The 20,166-nt window shown below is 31.0% G+C and carries 20 protein-coding genes and 2 tRNA genes; 7 read left to right on the top strand and 15 right to left on the bottom strand.

Annotated features, from left to right (window positions below; translation table 11 throughout):
- Positions 1-50: 50 nt before the first annotated feature.
- Positions 51-1,931: a M1 family metallopeptidase gene (locus Q361_RS01135; RefSeq protein WP_103724866.1), complete on the top strand. Its 1,881-nt coding sequence runs from the start codon at positions 51-53 to the stop codon at positions 1,929-1,931.
- Between the two features lie 114 nt (positions 1,932-2,045).
- On the opposite strand, the gene Q361_RS01130 is transcribed toward Q361_RS01135, so the two are convergent.
- The 3 genes from Q361_RS01130 to Q361_RS01120 all read right to left on the bottom strand — a co-directional run bounded on the left by Q361_RS01130 (position 2,046) and on the right by Q361_RS01120 (position 5,451).
- Entirely contained in the window at positions 2,046-4,043 is a 1,998-nt protein-coding gene (locus tag Q361_RS01130; RefSeq protein ID WP_103724865.1) for a TonB-dependent receptor, read from the bottom strand.
- Positions 4,044-4,096: 53 nt separating this feature from the next.
- A complete protein-coding gene (locus tag Q361_RS01125) occupies positions 4,097-4,951 on the bottom strand; it encodes a hypothetical protein (RefSeq protein WP_103724864.1) in 855 nt (284 codons plus the stop codon).
- A 113-nt stretch (positions 4,952-5,064) separates the two neighbouring features.
- Positions 5,065-5,451 carry a hypothetical protein gene (locus tag Q361_RS01120; RefSeq protein WP_103724863.1) on the bottom strand — a complete coding sequence of 129 codons (387 nt, stop codon included), beginning with the start codon at positions 5,449-5,451 and terminating at the stop codon, positions 5,065-5,067.
- A 675-nt stretch (positions 5,452-6,126) separates the two neighbouring features.
- On the opposite strand from Q361_RS01120, the gene Q361_RS01115 reads away from it, so the two are divergent.
- From Q361_RS01115 to Q361_RS01095, 5 genes are all read left to right on the top strand, one after another.
- Positions 6,127-6,717 (top strand): Crp/Fnr family transcriptional regulator, encoded by a 591-nt coding sequence (locus Q361_RS01115; RefSeq protein ID WP_103724862.1) that lies wholly within the window; start codon positions 6,127-6,129, stop codon positions 6,715-6,717.
- Positions 6,717-7,958 carry a hypothetical protein gene (locus tag Q361_RS01110; RefSeq protein ID WP_103724861.1) on the top strand — a complete coding sequence of 414 codons (1,242 nt, stop codon included), beginning with the start codon at positions 6,717-6,719 and terminating at the stop codon, positions 7,956-7,958. The genes Q361_RS01115 and Q361_RS01110 overlap by 1 nt, the downstream gene beginning before the upstream one ends.
- Before the next feature lie 77 nt (positions 7,959-8,035).
- Positions 8,036-8,590 (top strand): fasciclin domain-containing protein, encoded by a 555-nt coding sequence (locus tag Q361_RS01105; RefSeq protein WP_103724860.1) that lies wholly within the window; start codon positions 8,036-8,038, stop codon positions 8,588-8,590.
- A gap of 144 nt (positions 8,591-8,734) precedes the next feature.
- A complete protein-coding gene (locus Q361_RS01100; protein WP_103724859.1) occupies positions 8,735-9,175 on the top strand; it encodes a c-type cytochrome in 441 nt (146 codons plus the stop codon).
- The gene (locus Q361_RS01095) at positions 9,162-10,463 is read left to right on the top strand and encodes a cbb3-type cytochrome c oxidase subunit I (protein ID WP_169929237.1); all 1,302 of its coding nucleotides are present in this window, start codon (positions 9,162-9,164) and stop codon (positions 10,461-10,463) included. Before Q361_RS01100 ends, Q361_RS01095 begins: the two co-directional genes overlap by 14 nt.
- A 35-nt stretch (positions 10,464-10,498) precedes the next feature.
- Here the strand turns inward: Q361_RS01095 and ric are convergent, their stop codons facing one another.
- The 10 genes from ric to Q361_RS01045 form a co-directional block, all read right to left on the bottom strand.
- On the bottom strand, positions 10,499-11,230 hold the full coding sequence (ric, locus tag Q361_RS01090) for an iron-sulfur cluster repair di-iron protein (RefSeq protein WP_103724857.1): 732 nt from the start codon (positions 11,228-11,230) through the stop codon (positions 10,499-10,501).
- A gap of 56 nt (positions 11,231-11,286) precedes the next feature.
- Positions 11,287-11,730, bottom strand: coding sequence for a copper resistance protein CopD (locus tag Q361_RS01085; RefSeq protein ID WP_103724856.1), 444 nt, complete (start codon positions 11,728-11,730; stop codon positions 11,287-11,289).
- On the bottom strand, positions 11,731-12,102 hold the full coding sequence (locus Q361_RS01080) for a group III truncated hemoglobin (RefSeq protein ID WP_103724855.1): 372 nt from the start codon (positions 12,100-12,102) through the stop codon (positions 11,731-11,733).
- A gap of 3 nt (positions 12,103-12,105) precedes the next feature.
- On the bottom strand, positions 12,106-12,873 hold the full coding sequence (locus tag Q361_RS01075) for an ABC transporter permease subunit (protein ID WP_103724854.1): 768 nt from the start codon (positions 12,871-12,873) through the stop codon (positions 12,106-12,108).
- A complete protein-coding gene (locus tag Q361_RS01070) occupies positions 12,870-13,613 on the bottom strand; it encodes an ABC transporter ATP-binding protein (protein WP_103724853.1) in 744 nt (247 codons plus the stop codon). Before Q361_RS01070 ends, Q361_RS01075 begins: the two co-directional genes overlap by 4 nt.
- Positions 13,610-14,842 carry a nitrous oxide reductase family maturation protein NosD gene (locus Q361_RS01065; protein WP_103724852.1) on the bottom strand — a complete coding sequence of 411 codons (1,233 nt, stop codon included), beginning with the start codon at positions 14,840-14,842 and terminating at the stop codon, positions 13,610-13,612. The genes Q361_RS01070 and Q361_RS01065 overlap by 4 nt, the downstream gene beginning before the upstream one ends.
- On the bottom strand, positions 14,839-15,159 hold the full coding sequence (locus Q361_RS01060; RefSeq protein ID WP_169929236.1) for a nitrous oxide reductase accessory protein NosL: 321 nt from the start codon (positions 15,157-15,159) through the stop codon (positions 14,839-14,841). Before Q361_RS01060 ends, Q361_RS01065 begins: the two co-directional genes overlap by 4 nt.
- A gap of 101 nt (positions 15,160-15,260) precedes the next feature.
- A complete protein-coding gene (locus Q361_RS01055; protein WP_103724850.1) occupies positions 15,261-15,860 on the bottom strand; it encodes a hypothetical protein in 600 nt (199 codons plus the stop codon).
- A 52-nt stretch (positions 15,861-15,912) separates the two neighbouring features.
- Positions 15,913-17,886, bottom strand: a complete 1,974-nt coding sequence (gene nosZ, locus Q361_RS01050) for a Sec-dependent nitrous-oxide reductase (protein ID WP_103724849.1) — start codon at positions 17,884-17,886, stop codon at positions 15,913-15,915.
- Between the two features lie 58 nt (positions 17,887-17,944).
- Positions 17,945-18,415 (bottom strand): c-type cytochrome, encoded by a 471-nt coding sequence (locus tag Q361_RS01045; RefSeq protein ID WP_103724848.1) that lies wholly within the window; start codon positions 18,413-18,415, stop codon positions 17,945-17,947.
- 462 nt (positions 18,416-18,877) lie between these two features.
- Between Q361_RS01045 and Q361_RS01035 the strand changes: the two genes are divergently transcribed.
- Positions 18,878-19,447 carry a DDE-type integrase/transposase/recombinase gene (locus Q361_RS01035; protein ID WP_103724846.1) on the top strand — a complete coding sequence of 190 codons (570 nt, stop codon included), beginning with the start codon at positions 18,878-18,880 and terminating at the stop codon, positions 19,445-19,447.
- A gap of 478 nt (positions 19,448-19,925) precedes the next feature.
- On the opposite strand, the gene Q361_RS01030 is transcribed toward Q361_RS01035, so the two are convergent.
- Positions 19,926-19,999, bottom strand: a tRNA-Asn gene (locus tag Q361_RS01030).
- A 27-nt stretch (positions 20,000-20,026) separates the two neighbouring features.
- Positions 20,027-20,100 (bottom strand) — tRNA-Asn (locus tag Q361_RS01025).
- Positions 20,101-20,166 lie beyond the last annotated feature (66 nt).

Below are 20,166 nucleotides of genomic sequence, written 5' to 3'. Positions count from 1 at the left end.
ATTTTCTGAAATTTACACAGTCAGAAAATGTGGTTATTTATCTATTATTTATGACCAAAGTACTCTCTTCTTTATTCTTTATTCTATCGCTCAATATATGCTTTTCTCAAAGTACAAACTATTGGCAACAACATGTAGATTATAAAATTGATGTAAATGTTGATGTAAAAAACTACCGTTATACAGGTAAACAAGAATTGGTATATACAAACAATTCTTCTGATACTTTAACAAAAGTATATTTTCATTTATTTAATAATGCCTTCAAACCAGGTAGCGAAATGGATATTCGCTTGCAAAACATAAAAGATCCCGATGGTAGAATGGTAGAAAAAATAAAAGTAGATAATAAAGAAGTTACTCAAAGTCGTATTTCAAAACTAAAACCCGATGAGATTGGCTATTTAAACGTTTCTTATTTTTTACAAGATGGAAAGCCTGCTACACTTATAGATAAAGAAACCGTACTTGAAGTAATTTTACCCAAACCAATACTCCCAAAAAGTTCTACTGTATTTACGTTAGATTTTAATGGTCAAGTACCTGTACAAATACGCCGTTCTGGAAGAAACAACAAAGAAGGCGTGGCACTTTCTATGGCGCAATGGTACCCAAAAATAGCCGAATTTGATTTTGAAGGCTGGCACGCAGACCCTTATATTGCAAGAGAGTTTCATGGTGTTTGGGGCAATTTTGATGTGAAAATCACTTTAGACAAAGATTATATAATTGGAGCTACAGGATACTTACAAAACGGCAACGAAATAGGTTATAATTATCAAGATAAAGGCGTTGTAGTTACAATACCAAAAAAACAAAAAACACTAACTTGGCATTTTAAAGCGCCAATGGTTCACGATTTTACTTGGGCTGCCGACAAAGAATATATTCATGATGTAGTAAAAACAGATTTTGGTACCACGCTTCATTTTTTATATAAAAACAATCCTGACATTATAGACAATTGGAAAAAAGCACAGCCAGAAACAGTAAAGCTAATGCAGTATTATAATACCATTGTAGGCAAATACCCTTACGAGCAATATTCTGTAATACAAGGCGGTGATGGAGGTATGGAATATGCCATGTGTACTTTAATACTAGGCGAAGGTAAACTTGAAGGACTCGTAGGTCTTATTGCCCATGAAATGGGACACTCTTGGTTTCAACATATTTTGGCTACCAACGAAAGTAAACACCCTTGGATGGACGAAGGTTTTACAACTTATATAGAAGACTTAGGCATGCACTATTTAGCCGAAAATAAAGGAGAACGCCCAGTTGTAGGCTCATACAATTCATATAGAAAATTGGTAGAATCTGGTAAAGAACAACCACTATCAACTCATGCCGACCGATATGATGTGAATTTTGCGTACAGTATAGCCTCATATAGCAAAGGAGAATTGTTTTTAACGCAACTTGAATATTTAGTAGGAAAAGAAAACGTTATTAAAACACTTCAAAAATACTTTGATGAATTCAAATTTAAACACCCAACACCCAACGATATTAAACGCACCGCAGAGCGTATTACCAACGCACATTTAGATTGGTATTTGGTAGATTGGACACAAACAACAAACACCATAGATTATGGCATTAAAAATGTTGAAGCAAATTCAACAAACTCAAATACTACCAATATTACGCTCGAACGAATAGGTAGAATGCCTATGCCTATAGATATATATGTAGAATATACAGACGGTAGCAAAGAAAGTTTTTACATTCCGCTAAAAATGATGCATTACCAAAAAGAAAATCCTACTCCTGAAATTTCTAGAACTATTTTGGGCGATTGGGCTTGGGCAATGCCTACTTATACTTTTACTATTTCGAAACCAAAATCTTCAATACAATCAATTTCTATAGATCCATCTGGTTTAATGGCTGATGTAAAATTAAACAACAATGTGTTTAAACCTTAAATTAGAATTTCAAAGTATAAAAAACACGCCTAATAAAGCGTGTTTTTTATACTCTATTTTTATAAATTAATTTTTTAAACACTAGCTTACACAAATACTATTGAGGCTTGTTTATTAAAAACTAAATACAGTATTAATATAGCAATTTCTCCCTTGTCTTGGAACATTATTCCAATCTGAATACGTTGAGTAATAGGCATCGAGCAGGTTTTCAACCCCAAGTTTTAAAATTACTTTCGCTTGAGGCATCGTAAATTTGTAGCCTACGTTTGCATGGAGTAAAGCGTAATCTGGTGTTTTATCTTCTCCATAAATAGCACCAAAATGTACTTGTTTTGTGTTTCCTTGAATTGATAATTCTGATAAAAATCTATTTTTAGTATACAAAATAGATGTTGAATATCGAATAGGACTTATAAATGGTAAATTAATATTCATAAAATCTTTACCCCTACTATATACCAATTGTATGTTACTTTTTACATACTTAGAAAATTTATATTCGGTTTGCAAACTCACATTAAAAATTGTGGCATAGTCTAATGCAGAATATATTTTTACGCCTGTTGCTCCTATAGTCATTGGAACTAAAGCTGGGTTTGGTTTTCCTACAATATAATTTGCAATATGAAAATATGATGAATTTAATTGTAACGCTATTTTTTCTTTCTTAAATTCAAAAAAGAAATTCCCTTCAAAAGACGACTCGTTTTTTAAATTTGGATTTCCAATATTATCATAATTTTCAAAACTATTAAACAAGTAAAATCCATAGGCTTCTGTAACCGAAGGAGCTCTTTCGCCGTAGGCAACACCAAATCCAAATTGGATATGATTCTTGAAATAATTATAATTTCCGGCAAAACTTTTTAAAACCCTATTGCTTTTTGCTGTCATATTTGGATAAAAAATTTGCAAACTATTCAACCCAAAAGTGCTTTGTACCGTATTTGCATGGTTACCCAATGAGGCGGAAAATTTTACATTTGAATGACAATTTAAAAAATAACTATCTTCTAGAAAAGCACCATGATAAGCCGTAAGAACATCTGGCCAAGTAAGCATAAACATTGGATTTTCGTTTGGATTTGCAGGATACATAGTCATTTCGGCCAAAGATGTGTTGTAAAACGAATTGATATTGAGCAAAAAATGATGTTGGTTTTGTTTAAAATTTAGTTTAGAGTAAAATCCAAATGTTTTACTCCACCCTGGCATATCCATATGTATGGGAACAAAAGGGCGTTTTGTATCGTCCATTTTGTGCATAATTGTATTGTAATACAATTTTGTTTCCCAATGGTTTATCTTTTTGTTCAATGGGGAATACTCATATTTTAAAGAAGTGATAATTGCTTCGGCAATAGAAACGTCCATAGGCAAAGCAGGATACCCAACATTGGTTGCTTTGTCGTAAATTAATGAAGCCTCAATGTGTTTGTTTTTATCGATTTTAAAACCTGATGTAGATGAGAAATTTACTTTTTTAAACTGCGAAAATAAAATTTCTTGATGCTTTCCAGCTTTGTAATTTTCGGCATCACGTAACATAAAATCTGTATCAAAATAAAACAAACTATCCTGATACTGTATAGACGAACCTATAATTTTTTGCTTATTATTTGTTTCAAAACCAGAGTTAATATTAAAATTCCAGTTTTTAGCTCCAAAAACCGTATTATTTCTTTTCAAATCGATTGAACCCCCAATTGTATTACCAAAACACGACCCTTCTTGACCAGAACAAACTGTTGCTTCAGATAAGTTGGACACTTCAACATACGATGTTATTGGATCCATTTTATCTGTACATGCACCAAAAATGCGCATACCGTCTATAGTAATCAAAGTGCGTTCTGTAGACATCGAATTAAGCGTTGGTTCCCAAGCATAAGCTCCTCGCTTTATCATTCCAACTTTAGCCGATTTTTGCAAATAATCATCGAGTGTGGTAAGTACTTTTGTTTGTTTTTCAAAAAGTTGCGCTTTTTTACCAATTATAATAACTTCTTGCATTTTAATAGGCAACAAAGTATCGGTTTTGATGTTGTTTTGAGCAAAGTTGAATGTGTAGCAATAGATTAAAAAACCGATAGTAAGTAGATTTTTCATATCAAAAAAATAAAAAGACCAAAGCCACGTATTGCTTTGGTCTTTTAAAAAAATTAAAATTCTACTTCAAAATAAATACTACTAGACGTAACTACATCGGTAATTTCTTCTCCTTTAACTATAGTACCATCAGGTTTTGCCAATTGAAGGTTTATTTTCCAATAGCCTGTCATAGTCAATGACAATTTACCTGTATACAAATTTCCTACAGCGCTTTGTGTTGCGTGTACATTGTTTGGAGAACTGTGATTGCCCATACTAGGCATTCTTGGATCTATTTTTAGAGTGTATCCATCAACCACAGGAAAATTCATCATGTCTTGCATTTTCCAAACGCCTACTACCAAGTCATTAATTGCTACTTTTGGATTACGCGGACTAACATAGGCTACCAAATATTTTACACCATCAGAACCTGTAAATGTGTTTACTGTTCTTTTTGGAGAAGCAGGAACATCAATAACCGATGTAACACTATACGAAGTACCATCAATAGTATAATCTATTTTTAAGTCCCAATATTCTGTAGCGTTTTGTGGCATTTGAAACATAATGTAACCATTGTAAAGCGTACCGCTAGGAGATACTTTTTTTACTTCAGATTTTGGGCATGAATGGCTCATCATTGTCATGTGCATAATAGGTAACCAAGTTACAGTAGCATTTGTAATGTATTGATTGTTGGCTTTGTCTTTTATTCGCAAGCTTATTTCATTGTATCCTTGAACTGTTGCACCTGTAGTAGAGTATAACTCTACAACGTGTGTTGAATTACTCAATTCTTTAAATTTTATTAATCCATCAAGTTCATTAACAACGGGAGTTTCTGTTTCATTATCTTTTGAACATGATGTAAATAGTATTGCTACAATTAAAATAGCAAATAGATTTTTTATAAATAGTTTCATTTTTTTATATTATTTAATTTTAGGATATAAAAATCCTGTATCAACTTGATTAGACAAATCGACAATGTATAGTGATTCAATTTTAATTTGGGTAATACTACGTTTTACGTATTTTAACTAATAGAAAAAAATGATGTTGGTGGGTGAAACACAGAATTACTCATCAAATGAGAATATAAGTTTGAATATGTACACTGTGTAGGTTTTTTGGAATAAAAATAAATTTGTGCAACAAAAATATCGGTTATTTCATTGCAAAATAAAAGTTCTGTTTCTTGGGAAAATGTATTTTTTTTATCAGAATTAAGCGGTTTATCATCATTTGACGCCTTTGCTAGTTCTTTCATTAAATGACATTTCCCATTACATTTAAGTTGGGGTTTTGATTTGTTCTCACAAAGAACTTTAGAGATATAATCATAATTGACTACATAATCTATAACCGGCAAAATTGGCTTTAGAAATAGTGCTAAAACAAGTACAATTATGATTTTATTCATAAGGCAAATGTACAACAGATACTAGGAATTTTATATGATTTGAGTCATATTCTTTCGCTTTTTCTGGCATTTTTTAAGTAAATACACAACAATATATTGGATTCTAGGTGCATAAAATATTTTTAACGTGACTTACTATGGTTTTGTTTTGCACAACGCAAAAACAAATAGTATAAAATAAAAAAAGCCACTAAATAGCGGCTTCTATTGTTAGCTCCCCCTACTGACAAAATCTCGAACCAAATTTCTTTATTTTCGGGACTTTCCGAGATATAGCCCATCCCTGCTGGGCTCGAAACATTTTTATTTTTATGATTAACTGCCGAAAATTGGGCAGGTAGATTTTTTAATTTTAGTTGACTATAAAATGGATTTTTTGATGTTTTTATCTTTTTTACCTAATCTGAAATCATCTTTTGTTTCTCAAACCTATTGCCTAATATTCGTACTGCCTAATGATAAACAACTTACATTCTAACACCTTTATTATAAAAGACTTTCTAAATTACAGCCGTTCTTTCTCATCATTTTTATTCTTTGTATCTATTATAGGGAGTCACTTTTTATATGACTATGGTCATAATTTTAGTATTTTTATAAAATTAACTTTGTAATCATAAGTCGAAAAAGCTATCTGGCAACGGTTTTTTCAATTTAAAAAATATATTATCAATCATGCAAATTGATTTAGATTTATTATTTTCTTATGGAGCTATAGCAAAAGAATATAAGAAAAATGAAGTGATTTTTGACGAAGATGAAATTGCCAATTTCTACTATCAAATTATAGAAGGTAACATTCGAATGTTTAATTCTAACTATGATGGTAAGGAATTTACGCAAGGTTATTTTTCCATTGGTCAATGTTTTGGAGAGCCTCCTTTGTTTATTGATGAAAAATACCCAGCAACAGCGGTAGCTTTTCAAGACAGTAAAATTATTAAACTATCTAAAGATAAATTTTTAAAAATTTTAGACGAATATCCATCAATTCAAAAACAATTCATGATCTTGATGGCCAAACGCATTCACTCTAAAGCTAAAACATCAAAAGACATCATCAATCAAAAGCCTGAGTTTAGAATCTTAGCATTTTTGAATGCTCACAAAAAAGGTACTGATTGCAAAACAAAAGAATTAGTTCCATTTACAAGACAAGAAATTGCCAATTTTACAGGGTTAAGAGTTGAAACTGTAATTCGTGCTTTTGCAAAAATGAAGACCTGCAATAAAATTGATATTATCAATCACAAAATATATTATTAATGCAATTGAACAATAAATTTTGGTTAAAAGTTTCATTAGTAAACCTATTAATAGTAGCTTGCTTAGGTCTTTTAATGCGCTATAAAATTGGTTTTAAATTTCCATTTTTTGACCAAAAACATCTACAACATTCACACTCCCATTTTGCTTTTTCTGGTTGGATTAGTCATACTTTAATAGTATTGATGATTATTTATTTAGAGAAAAAAATAAAGAATATAGAAAATAAATTTATTGAGAAATACAATAAAGTTTTATTTGTCAATTTAATTTGTGCATACGGAATGTTGGTCTTTTTCATCATTCAAGGTTATGGGTTGTTTTCGATTATTTTTTCAACTTCTTCTATTGTAGTTACTTGTATTTTTGCTTATTATTTCATAAAAAATTTGAAGTTGATTTCTGATAATGATTTGCCCAAAAATTGGTTCAAGGCAGCACTTTTTTTCAATATTTTTTCATCAATAGGAACTTTTGCTTTGGCTTATATGATGGTAACCAAAAACATTCATCAAGAAGAATATTTGGCTTCAATTTACTATTATTTACACTTTCAATACAACGGATGGTTTTTCTTTGTATGTATGGGGTTGCTGTTTTCTTTTTTACAATTAAAATCAGAAGAAAATCCGTTTTTTAAGAATATTTTCAAACTATTTTTTGCAGCTTGCATTCCAGCTTATTTTCTTTCCACACTTTGGTTAGATTTGCCAATTATCATTTATATTTTAACTGTAATTTCCGCTTTTATTCAAGTTTATACTTGGTTTAGATTTTTACTAATTATAATAAAAACGAAACGAAAATTTCTTGAAAATTCTCATTTCGTTTTGCGTTATATTTTACTTTTTGTTGGTTTTGCCTTAAGTATAAAATTTTTGCTTCAATTGTGTTCAACAATTCCTGTTATTAGTCAACTTGCCTTTGGGTTTAGACCGATAGTAATTGCTTATTTACATTTGGTTTTGTTAGCCATTATTAGTTTATTTTTACTTTTTTACATTTATGCTAATCATTTAATTCACTTTAACGAACCAATAAAAATTGGCATAATTATTTTCTCAATTGGTGTTTTCTTAAACGAAATAATTCTTGCTGTTCAAGGTATTGCATCGTTTAGTTACACACCAATACCGTATGTGAACGAGATGCTTTTTGTAGCTGCAATTATTCTAGTTTCTGGAATTGGGATTATTGCTTTTTATTCTATAAAAAAAGTTAAAAATATTCCATTATTATGATTGCACTCATAAAATAACAGTTTCATAATTAGGTACTTTGTATGTATACTTTGAAAGTATATAAAAAAGTATCTATTATGAAAAAATCAATTAAAACATTGTTATTGGCAAGTTTATTTATTGCCATAGGTTGTAAACAAAACGAACAAACAGCAACAGAGTCGACAGCTCAATCAACAGAAGTTCAATCTGGTGGTCAAGAGAATGTTGTTGATGAAACTTCGGTGCCAAACATAGTGCAAACCGCTATTGGAAGCAAAGACCACACTACTTTAGTTACGGCTGTGAAAGCAGCAGGATTGGTAACTTCTTTGAGTAATGCTGGACCATTTACTGTTTTTGCTCCAACAAATGCCGCTTTTGAAAAATTGCCTGCAGGAACCGTTGACGATTTATTAAAACCCGAGAAAAAAGGGGATTTAGAAAATATTTTAGGTTATCATACTTATGTAGGAACTCTAAAAACAGAATATATGCAAGATGGACAAGAGTTTGACATGGTATTTGGTGGAAAAATAAAGATAACTAAAAAAGGCGAAAAAACCTTTGTAAACGGTTCTGAAATAACCACATCTATAGAAACTGGTAATGGAATAATACATGTAATAGGCGATGTACTTTTACCAAAATAACATAATTATTAATTCAATTTGATTTTTGTTTTTCTTTAAACTGAAAAAGCGTGAATTGTCGTAATTCACGCTTTTTTGTGATTTAAATCATATTTATAATCCTCAAGTTTTATTCAATTTGCAGAACATTTGCCTAATTTAATTATGGAAAATTCTAAAAAATACCTTCTGCTTTTAACTTTATTAGTTTCTGTTTTTTCAATCTATAATTTTACAATTTATACTTCCAAATCTGATTATGGAACCATTCACCTTTCTAAAAAAGCTATAAATGGCGAAAACATTTGGCTAAAAAACAACTGCAACTCTTGTCATCAACTTTATGGACTTGGTGGCTATCTAGGACCTGATTTAACCAATATTTATTCTACAAAAGGAAAAGGCGAAGTCTATATAAAAGCTTTTATAGAAAGCGGTGTTAAGGCTATGCCAAAGTTCGATTTATCTGAAAAAGAAAAAGACGATTTAGTTCAATTTTTAAAAGAAGCAGATCAAACAGGTTATTACCCAAATATTGATGCTAATATAAAACCAAATGGTTGGGTTTCTATTAAATACAAAAATCAGAATTATGAAAACAAATAAGTATTCTTTCTTTTTTATATCTGTCGGATTAATTGCCTTATTATTAGGACTTCTTTGCGGATTATTAGCTGGTTTTCAATATATAATTCCTGACTTTATAAAAGAAATTTTGCCTTTTACTGTTTTGCGACCGCTTCATACATTATTTGTAGTTTCCTGGATATTGCTTGGTGCAATTGGAGGCATTTATTACTATATTGAAAATGCAAATCAAAAGCTAGTTAAATGGCATTTTGGGCTCTTTATCATAACTGGAATTGGCATCAGTATTTCATATTTATCTAAAAATTTTGAAGGAAAAGAATACTTAGAATTTCCAAGTTATTTCTATTTCCCAATTGCTTTAGGTTGGATAATTTTTGGTGTAAACTATTTCAAAACAATGCTTCCAAACTTTAAAGATTGGCCAGTTTACTATTGGATGTGGGCAACTGGAATCGTTTTTATGATTTATCATTTTACCGAAGCACATTTGTGGATACTTCCTTATTTTAGAAGCAATTATATTCAAAATATTACCATGCAATGGAAAGCTGGTGGCTCGTATGTTGGCTCATGGAATATGCTTGTTTATGGAACTTCGTTATTTGTAATGTCAAAAATTAGCAATAATGAAAGTTATGCTAAATCTAAAAAAGCCTTTTTCTTTTACTTGCTTGGTTTGACCAACTTAATGTTTGGCTGGGCGCATCATATTTACATAATCCCAACTGCACCTTGGATTAGATATTTTGCTTATGCAATCAGCATGACCGAATGGATTGTTCTTATTTCGATAATTTATGACTGGAAAAAAAGTTTATCTGAACAAAATAAAATCGACTATTCACTAGCATATAAATTGATGATTTTAGCTGATATTTGGGTGTTTTTAAATCTGTTTTTGGCATTATTACTTTCTATTCCATCGATAAATTTATTTACACACGGAACTCATATTACTGTCGCTCATTCAATGGGAACGACTATTGGAATAAACACTTTAATTCTCTTGTCATCAATTGCTTACATTTTGGAAAATGAAAATAAATTTACTTTTATTTCCGAAAAAAGAATTAGAAATGGAATAAAAATTTTCAACCTATCATTCCTTTTTTTCTGGATAAGCATGCTTATTATGGGAATGAAAAAAGCACATTGGACATTTTTTAAGCAATCAGTTTCTTTTAGCCAATTTCAAGATTCATTGCATTGGTTTTATGTAGTATTTGTACTTTTCGGATTGGGAATTTTAGTTGGATTGTACATTATTGTTTTTGAGTTTCTAAAAGGCATAAAAAAAGCGTGAAAATATTTCACGCTTTCTCAATTTTCCTTAAAACTTTAATCTAAAATATTGAACATTTCTTCTAATTCAACTGCTTTTTGAAACAGAATATTGTTTTCTAGATGGATATGTTTATGCAAATCTTCTTCATATTCTTTTAGCATTGCAAAAGTTACTTTATATGTTTCACATGCGTCAATTGGTGGATTGTACTCGTTGGTTAATTCTGAAATTTTAACAAACAAATCGCCTTCGGTTTCGTGATCATGTTTTAGCATTGCAATAGGATTTTCAACAGTTCCGAATCCTGGTTGTTGAATAGTTTCGTTCTTTTTTATTGCATTTGTCATGGTTTTAATGAATGGAAACAAAACAACTTCTTCTTTTTGCAAATGATTTAGTAATTCACTTGATGCAATTTTGAATAAATAATTGATTTCAAATAATTCAGGATGTCTTTCACCATGAACTTTACATAATTTATCCAAATACATCAATAAAACAGGTGTTTTTTCTTGAATATATTCATGATGTTTTTCAATAATATAATCAATCAATAAATTTGGTGAAAACGATTTAAAATCCATTTCTGAAGAAGAATTGGTGTTTAAAACTGTGTTGATTTCACTTTCAATTTGATTAATACCTAAACCTTTTGCTTGGCAAACTTCATCAAGAGTTTTGTTGCCTTTGCAACAAAAATCTATTTTATATTTTGAGAAAAGAGCTGCTGTCCTAAAGTCTGTGGCAACATATTCTCCAACTGTCATTTTTTTTGTAGTATTCATGTTTAATAATTTTAATCAAATGTATAACTTGAAAAAAACCTAAAACATGACTATAATCATAAACCACCTACACGTACTAAACTTCCTAAAATAAGCATCATAACAGCAATAGTTGTGACCAAAAAGATTATAAAATAAAGAAGAAAAGGTGATAATTTATCTATTGATGGCAAAACAAATTTGATGGTAATAAAAGCCAAAGTCAAACTTACAAAAAGTAAAATCAACTTGATACTTACTATTTTTTCTATAGCATTTTCAAATAAAAACCATTTTTCAATAGTCACATTATAATTATAAGCCATTATTATTCCTGTGACAATTAGAATGAAAAGTGATGGCATTCCTACAGGTTCAAAATTTTTCCTAAATGCAGATAACTCTTCAAGTGATTTAGTTTTTATAGCTTTAGGAACATAACGAAGCAATAGAATCAAATGACCACCAACCCAAATCGTTGCAGCTAGTAGATGAATTATTAATATTAGTTGATGTAGCATTTATGCAAGTGTTTTATACATCATTACTTGAGCTATATTTGATGCTCGGTTTTTAATTTCATCTGCTTTTGCCCCTTCAAAAAGTTTGTCAACCGTTTCATTAAAAAGCATATTCCAATGCTGAAAATGTTCTTGTGTCATAGTACTTTTTTGGTGCAATTCTTTGTGAACAGCCATTGGGCTTCCGCTATAATTGGCTGTGTAGAACGATATATTTTCCCAAAAATTATACATTTTTGGCAAATGAGTTTCCCAATTAACTTTGGCAACATCAGTAAACAAATAACCAATCACTTCGTCGGTTTTGACTTTTTCGTAGAAAGCATTTACAAGCTTTTCGATGTCTCTTTTATTTCTTATATCGGTTTTCATTGGTTACAAATCTTTTTTATTAAATTTTTTCAACGAAATAAAAAACGGAATAATCCCCCATAAACTCAACAATAAAAACGAAACAATTAATCCAGTTGATGTTCCAAAAAAGTCCTTGAAAATAGCGCCTGTATAACCCATCATTGCTGAAACATCAAGATGCAAAAGAATTTGAATTCGTGCCAAATCAATTGGGCTAAAAGCAGTAATTCCAACCATTGCATTTTCAATTGGATAATCTTGAAATTGGAATAATAAAAACAAAACCAATCCATCGAAAAGTAAAGCGAAAAACAACCAAGTCATAATGGCAATTCCAATTCCTTTGGCTTTATCTCTTGTTAAAATAGAGCTTAAAAAAGCTAATGCAGTAAAAATTACGGTTATTAAACAACCATTTAGCAACATCATAACGCCAATACTATCGGGCGAATTGAGTAATAATGGTATTCCTGCGCCGACAAAAAAGGCCAAAATCATAGAAAATGAAAGTCCAAGAAATAAACTTATCCAAATTTTTCTTCTTTTGATAGGTTGGCTTAGTAAAAGCTCAATAAATTCAGAGCTATTGTACAAATAAATCGTTGCAAAAAGTATGGAAACCAATGGAACAGTAAATAAAATCACATTCAAAATGGTTAAAAGACCTTTGGCTGAATTGTCTTCCAAAGCAAATGAACTCCATGATAAAATGGCTAAAATAAAGGTGTAGGCCAAAACTATTTTGCTTTTTAAAATATCGAGTAATATGATTTTTATAATTCTATTCATGACACTTTTGCTAGTTTTGGGTTATGAATTTCAGGTTGCTTTTGTTTCAAAATACTTGCGATAGCTTTTGAAATTTTAGTTTCATTGGTTTCAGTTTTTAAAACTTCTACTTTTTTATGAAAATGAACTTCTCCGTCTTGCATAAAAATAATTTCGGTAATCAAATCGTCTAATTCACTTAGTAAATGTGATGTTATGAAAATGAGTTTTCCTTTTTCTTTTTCCTTGATGATTTTTTCTTTCAAAATCTCAGAAGCCAATGGATCTAAACCAGCTGTTGGTTCGTCTAAAATCAACACTTCTGGGTTGAATAAAAAAGCTAAAACCGCACTCACTTTTTGAGTTGTTCCACCCGAAAGTGTTCGCATTTGCTTATCAAACATTTTTTCTAATTCAAACGCTTTTAGCAAACCTTCATCTAATTCTTGATTGGAATTTCTAATTTTTTTAATCATTTCAATAATCTGTCCAATCGTCATATTATCCGGATAACGCCCAATTTGTGGCATATAACCAATGTTTTCGCGATAGATATATTCTCCTAAAACGGATTTTCCATTAAATTCAATAGAACCTTTATCTGGCAGAACCATTCCGAGAATTGATTTTATCAATGTTGTTTTTCCACAACCATTTGGTCCAATTAACGCAATACATTCGCCACTTTTACAAGAAAGATTAACGTTTTTCAGCACTTCTAATTTTCCAAATTTTTTGTTTATGTTTTTAATTTCAATCATAATGGCAACGATTTCATTAAAGGCGTTTTATCTATAAAATTATCAGGTGTAATACTTGGCAAAACCTTCTCAGACTTATCTAAAAGTGTTATCATAAAACTTCTGTATAGCAACATGGCAGAAGGTGTTTTTTCGGTTAAAACAGCAAACAAACTCAATGGATGATATGGCACATCGCCTACTCCATTTTTGTCTAAATCATATCCTTCATATTTATCCCAATAGTTAGAATTGAAAGTATTTAAAACCAAACTTCCATTGGTACTAATATCAAAAGTGTTTTTTAAGTAATTATTGTTTACAATTTCGTTATCCATACAACTTGCTTGAATTTTCATTCCCCAACCATTTGATTCAAAAACGTTTTTTTCGACCTTGATTCTGGATGTTCCTTCCATGTAAATCCCTGATGTATTTCGAGCAAATTTATTGTTGAAAATATAGCTATCGGCAATTTCTTTAAGCAATAAACCATAAGCTGAATCGCCCCAGTTTTCTTCAAAATAATTGTTATACATTTTTACATTTTTGGTAAACATAACAGCAACACCAGCTCCATTATTTTTAAAAACATTCGTTATATAAGCATCGTCGTTAGAAAACATAAAATGCAAACCATAACGAATGTTTTTATTGGAAATATTTCTCCAAATGATAGATTGTGTTACAAATTCAAAATAAATTCCGTCACGATGTCCCGAAATTTTATTGGCAATTATTTGAAGATTATCGCTTTTCCAACAGTGAATTCCGTTTCCAATTAATTGTTCTTGTTTTCCGTAAGCTAAAATTTTATTGTTTTTGATTAAACAATTTCTAGAATTTTGAAGATAAATTCCGAAGAAATTATTGTCGAGAATGTTGTTTTCAATTTTTACAAAAGATTTATCATAAACCTTAATTCCGCATGGATCATCAAGAGAAGCATAGCCTGAATTGATGATTTTAAATCCTTTGATGACAACATTATCGGCATTAACAGAAATGACTTCAAACTTGCGTTGACCATCAATAATTGGAAAATTTTTACCAAGAAAAATGATTTTTTTATTGATTAGGATATTACCTTCTTTATAAACTCCACCATTTACTATAATTGTGTCGCCATCAACAGCTAATTGAAGAGCTTGCTTGATTTTTTTGACAGGAAATTTGCTTCCTACTTCAATGGTTTTAGCATTTGAAATAGAAAATAATAGTAAAAATAATATGCAGATTAATTTCTTCATTTATAAGAATCATAAACTTGTTGCCAAGTCATAGGTTCAGCATTTAATTTGGTTTGAAATTCTTTTTGTTCTTTATCAGATGAAAATGCAGCAATATTTCCTCGCATTGGAGAATTGATTGTTCCGCCTTTTAGAAAAAAACATTTTTCGGCTGTAACTAATTCATTTTCTTTTAAATAATCATTAACAAAAAACATCTTAACCAGAACTTGATTTGATTTAGTATATTGCAACATGCAAGCAACATCATCAAACTTGTAATATCTTCCTTTTTGCGTGATTAATTCTGCACCAAATTTTCCGTTAGCAATTGTCATTTTGCAGAACTCACAATTTTCCGAATTCAATTTTATTGGTTTAGGTCGATTTGAATTACAAGAAATAACAAAAAATGTTATTAGTAGTATTAAGAATGATTTCATAACGAACTAGTTTTCTTTTTGGTAAATAATTTATATTCTTTAACAACGATAAAAAATAACAGTAAACCACAAGCTGTTAAAAACCATCCACCAATATCTGGAATAGAATAGGCACCAAAGTTCAACAACTGTTTGTAACCAATTAACGGCGGTTGATAAGCCATTCCAGGTACTTTTATTGCTGCATTTGGATCAAGATTATGTCCGTATTCATAATTCCATCTATAGAAATCGATTGCTGCTAAAGCCACAAAAAGTATGTATGAAATAAAGAAAACTAAAACCGCTTTTTTATTGGCTATAAAAACAAGCAACAGAGAAATTGCTGCTAAACCACCAAAAATATAGGGTAAAACTGTAAATTCAAAAAAGTTTTCGGTATGCAAAGTTGCCATTCCGATGTAATGATTTAATCCGTTGATGATTTCCACATCGCCACCAATTTTATTTGCATGAAGCCGCAAAACCAAACCTTCAGGATATTGTGGAGCTTCTAATTCGATTTGCCACATTGGAACAAATAGTGATCCTAAAAATAGTATTGAGACTATAAAAAGCATCATTTTTGATACCATTGAAATTTTTGAAGATTTCATATTATTAGAATTTTAAAAGGGACAAAGTAACTTTTGTCCCTTTTGGTAAAAATTATTTTGTTTTTGGTAAATTAGTTCCCACACTCCATGTAAGCGGAACAGAACTTCCTGCAGGAGAAACCCTTATGTATCCTTGCATTTCTTGGTGTAATGCACTACAGAAATCGGTACAATACATAGGGAAAATACCTACTCTATTTGGTTTCCATTTAAGCGTTGCTGTTTCACCCGGCATGATTAATAACTCTCCATTATCTGCGCCTTTTACAGCAAATCCGTGAGGAACATCCCAATCTTGCTCTAGGTTTGTTACGTGAAAATAAACTTCATCGCCAAGTTTGATACCTTCAATATTATCTGGAGCAAAGTGTGAACGTATAGAAGTCATGTAAACATGAACTTGGTTTCCTTGACGAACTACTTTTGCGTCTTTTTCTCCTTTTGCTACAAATGGGTGATTGTTTTCTCCAATTTTGTAGAATTTCAACTGACCGTTATTTCTAATTAAATCGGCTGGAGCTGCTTGAGCATAGTGTGGTTCTCCAATGGTTGGAAAATCTAAAATAAGTTTCATTTTGTCACCACTAATGTCAAATATTTGAGCAGATTGTGCCAATTCTGGTCCTGTTGGCAAATATCTATCTTTAGTAATTTTGTTATAAGCTACAAGATATTTTCCGAAAGGTTTTTTAGAATCTCCACCAGGAATACATAAGTGACCAACAGAATAATAAGTTGGAACTCTGTCTAAAACTTTCAATGATTTAATATCCCATTTTACAACTTCAGAAGATACGAAGAATGTTGTGTAAGCATTTCCTTTTCCATCAAATTCGGTGTGCAAAGGTCCTAAACCTGGTTTTTGAACTTCACCATGAAGAGCTGCTTCATATTTTACAACATTGATTCCACCATAATTTCCATCAAATTTTTTGTCTTTAATAGCCCCCATTAATTTATCAAAACTAAATACTGGAATTAATGCTGCTAATTTTCCTGAACCTACAATATATTCTCCTGTTGGATCAACATCACAACCATGAGGCGATTTTGGACAAGGAATCATATAACAAATGTCTTTTAACTCAGCTGCATCAAGAACCATTACTTCATTTTTAATTTCAGAAGTTGCAGTATGCGTTTTTTCATTCCATTTGTTGTGAGCATATTTTACTGACTGTTTTTTAGCTTTTCCTGATTTTAGGTATTCTTCAGCTTTTTTCCAATTTACAGCCATGATAAAATCTTTATCTTTTTGAGAAGCATTTACTTCTAAAAGAGTATTTGCCTGCTCAGTATTATAACAAGAGAAGAAAAACCATCCGTGAGATTTTCCTTTTCCTGCATGCGAAAGGTCAAAGTTTACACCAGGTGTTACAATTTGAAATGCTAAATCCATTTCGCCTTCTTTACCCACTTTTACAAAACTAATATGACCTTTGAAATTTTCTTTATAAGTATTGATTGCCACATCTCCATTAGCATAATCACTTGGTACACTAAAGCGAGTTCCTGCTACAACATATTCTGTATTTTCAGTAATAAATGGAGAAGAGTGATTCCCACCACTATTTGGCAATTCGATTATTTCTGCTGTTTTGAATGTTTTTAGGTCAATACGAGCAATACGAGGTGTGTTGTTGGCATTACCAAAAACCCAACGTCCATCAACTTCACCATTAGTTTGCGACATTTCGGTGTGATGTAAATCGTCCCAAGGCACAAAACCATGAGAGGTATTTAACATGGGTTTTGTTTCTTCGCTGTAACCCCAACCTTTTTCAGGATCGACAGAAAACACAGGGATAACTCTAAATAATCTTCCGCTTGGAAGACCATAAACACTTAACTGACCACTAAAACCACCAGACACGAAGTTGTAGAACTCATCGTATTTTCCAGGAGCTACATATGCTTTTTCGGCATCTCCAGCAGTTGCTTCACTAGAGTTTTTGGGTTTACAAGAAATGGATAATGCACCTCCTAAAAGGACAACTACAATTGTTTTTACAAATTTATTTTTCATCTTATTGAAATTAAAAAACCTTCTTATTGCTTTCTTTTAATAAGAGGTTAGTTGTTTTTTATTTTTCGCTATCAATTTTTCGCATATATTCAAGTATATTTCTTGCGTCATCGTCAGATAATCCTTGATTAGGCATACGAACAAGACATATTTCTAATTGAGCTTGAACTTGGGGGTCTTTGTCAATCATTGGGTCTGGATTGGTAATAAAGTTCATAATCCATTCAGGCTTTCTTCTTTCAGTTACGCCTTTCCAACCTGGCCCAACTAATTTTTCTTCTGTAGTTTTGTGACATGATATACATTTTACTCCCGCGACTTCTTCACCTTTGGTTGCCATGGCTTGGTCTAAGGCTCCTAGTTCAACATTGTCAAATTTTCCTTCTCCTCTTTTTGGGTCGTAAGATGACGGATTGGTTGTTGCTTTTTCTTCTTTAGTTGGCTGTGAGAAATCATCACCTGTTTTTTCTTTTTTACCACAAGAAAATAACATTACTGCTATGGTAAATACTACTACTAGTTTTTTCATATTCATTTAATTTAAAATATTACTCCAAAGGTCTAAATAGAATCGGGTTAAATTTTATGACTACAATCATAAATAGGTTACTTTTTACAATTGCAAAAAAGTATTTATTAAGATATCAAATCTTGAAGAGTTTGGATAAAAACACTCAAATCAAACAATATGCTTTTTGGTTATCAGACAGAAAGTTCGCTTGTTCCAAATCATTAATTGGGCAATGTTTCAAACGAAGACCTAAACAAATTTCAAACAAAGAAATCACTGTTTTAAAAAATAGAGCGAATAAATCAAGTTTTAAACTTGGTTTATTCGCTCTATTTTGGGAAAGGCAATTCGTGATGGCACTATTTCTATGGCGGAATCTATTTGGTATGAGTATGCTAAAAAACTAGGATATTCTGAGAGTAGAAAACCAGAGAAAAAACGCAAGAAAAGCTTACTTAATGCCTCACGTCCAAATGAAACGTGGCACAAGATATTTCACAATACAAAACCTTGGATAATGTTACCTTTTACATTTACACCGTGGTTGATAATTTCTCAAGAAAAATTATAGCTTGGGATATTTCAACAAAAAAGTGTTCTAAAATTAGAACCGATACTGTCAAACGAGCTATCAAAAATGAATTTGATATAACAATAGGCAATCAATCCTTAGACCTTATTGCGGATGGTGGAACAGAAAACAATAATAAAACTATCCATGAATTTATTAAAAATTGTGAAGTTACTATCAACAAAAAAATAGCTCTAAAAGATGTAACGTTTTCTAATTCCATTGTGGAAGGTCCGTACAAAATTATGAAAAGCTATTATTTTCGGACTAAAGAAATTCTATCTACAACAATCTATGAAGAACTCAAATTCTTTATTGAAGATTATAACAACAACCGACCGTGCAATAAACATAAAATCTATACTCCAAACGAAGTTCATCAAAATCCCGAACTTGCCAATATCAAAATCGTACTAGACAAATCCAATCAACAACGATTGGAAGATAATCGCAATTATTGTTGCAAGTTATCCGCGTAAACAAAAATCAAGAAAAACAGAATGAACTATCTAGAAAAGGATTCTTTTCACTTCTTTTTTAAATCTCTACAATAAATCAATGAACGTATTTTCTTTATAATTCAAATTTTAATCAAAATAAAATCACTTGTTTAGTTATTTTTTTAAACCTTGTAGAAACATAATTTTTCTACAAGGTAGAATTCGAATTTTCGAATGTATTGATATAGAATAACTTGTATTCTATGTGCCTTTTTTAATTTCCTTTCTAATAATCACTTACGTATAATATAAAAACTCTATTTCTTATCTAGGTCAATAGAGGGAGCCATAATAAGTGTGGTTTGGGAGTATTAATATTAAAGCGGTTCGAGAAATCACTCAAAAATCCCATAATTTTATTTTATACTTCTCGAACCCGTTTGTAAGCGGATATGTTTTTGATTATCAAATAGATACAAAAGAAAAAGCCGCTAAATTAGCGGCTTTGTCAGTAGAGCTCCCCCTCTTGGGCTCGAACCAAGGACCCTCTGATTAACAGTCAGATGCTCTAACCAACTGAGCTAAGGAGGAATTACCAATATGTTTACTAAAAAGTTGCTCCCCCTCTTGGGCTCGAACCAAGGACCCTCTGATTAACAGTCAGATGCTCTAACCAACTGAGCTAAGGAGGAAGGTGTTTTTCTTTTTAGCGAGTGCAAATATAATTGATTTTTTATTTTGTCAAAAAATATTTTGCT

It is taken from the genome of Flavobacterium croceum DSM 17960, from assembly GCF_002917885.1.
Classification (GTDB): domain Bacteria; phylum Bacteroidota; class Bacteroidia; order Flavobacteriales; family Flavobacteriaceae; genus Flavobacterium; species Flavobacterium croceum.
The sequence above is the reverse complement of the archived record's forward strand: the minus strand, read 5'-3'. Positions and strand labels throughout refer to the sequence as shown.

Excerpts from the sequence above, each read along its gene's own strand:
- Q361_RS01135 (WP_103724866.1), top strand. The coding sequence starts at position 51 with ATGACCAAAGTACTCTCTTCTTTATTCTTTATTCTATCGCTCAATATA.
- Q361_RS01130 (WP_103724865.1), bottom strand. The coding sequence starts at position 4,043 with ATGAAAAATCTACTTACTATCGGTTTTTTAATCTATTGCTACACATTC.
- Q361_RS01125 (WP_103724864.1), bottom strand. The coding sequence starts at position 4,951 with ATGAAACTATTTATAAAAAATCTATTTGCTATTTTAATTGTAGCAATA.
- Q361_RS01120 (WP_103724863.1), bottom strand. The coding sequence starts at position 5,451 with ATGAATAAAATCATAATTGTACTTGTTTTAGCACTATTTCTAAAGCCA.
- Q361_RS01115 (WP_103724862.1), top strand. The coding sequence starts at position 6,127 with ATGCAAATTGATTTAGATTTATTATTTTCTTATGGAGCTATAGCAAAA.
- Q361_RS01110 (WP_103724861.1), top strand. The coding sequence starts at position 6,717 with ATGCAATTGAACAATAAATTTTGGTTAAAAGTTTCATTAGTAAACCTA.
- Q361_RS01105 (WP_103724860.1), top strand. The coding sequence starts at position 8,036 with ATGAAAAAATCAATTAAAACATTGTTATTGGCAAGTTTATTTATTGCC.
- Q361_RS01100 (WP_103724859.1), top strand. The coding sequence starts at position 8,735 with ATGGAAAATTCTAAAAAATACCTTCTGCTTTTAACTTTATTAGTTTCT.
- Q361_RS01095 (WP_169929237.1), top strand. The coding sequence starts at position 9,162 with ATGAAAACAAATAAGTATTCTTTCTTTTTTATATCTGTCGGATTAATT.
- ric (WP_103724857.1), bottom strand. The coding sequence starts at position 11,230 with ATGAATACTACAAAAAAAATGACAGTTGGAGAATATGTTGCCACAGAC.
- Q361_RS01085 (WP_103724856.1), bottom strand. The coding sequence starts at position 11,730 with ATGCTACATCAACTAATATTAATAATTCATCTACTAGCTGCAACGATT.
- Q361_RS01080 (WP_103724855.1), bottom strand. The coding sequence starts at position 12,102 with ATGAAAACCGATATAAGAAATAAAAGAGACATCGAAAAGCTTGTAAAT.
- Q361_RS01075 (WP_103724854.1), bottom strand. The coding sequence starts at position 12,873 with ATGAATAGAATTATAAAAATCATATTACTCGATATTTTAAAAAGCAAA.
- Q361_RS01070 (WP_103724853.1), bottom strand. The coding sequence starts at position 13,613 with ATGATTGAAATTAAAAACATAAACAAAAAATTTGGAAAATTAGAAGTG.
- Q361_RS01065 (WP_103724852.1), bottom strand. The coding sequence starts at position 14,842 with ATGAAGAAATTAATCTGCATATTATTTTTACTATTATTTTCTATTTCA.
- Q361_RS01060 (WP_169929236.1), bottom strand. The coding sequence starts at position 15,159 with ATGACAATTGCTAACGGAAAATTTGGTGCAGAATTAATCACGCAAAAA.
- Q361_RS01055 (WP_103724850.1), bottom strand. The coding sequence starts at position 15,860 with ATGAAATCTTCAAAAATTTCAATGGTATCAAAAATGATGCTTTTTATA.
- nosZ (WP_103724849.1), bottom strand. The coding sequence starts at position 17,886 with ATGAAAAATAAATTTGTAAAAACAATTGTAGTTGTCCTTTTAGGAGGT.
- Q361_RS01045 (WP_103724848.1), bottom strand. The coding sequence starts at position 18,415 with ATGAAAAAACTAGTAGTAGTATTTACCATAGCAGTAATGTTATTTTCT.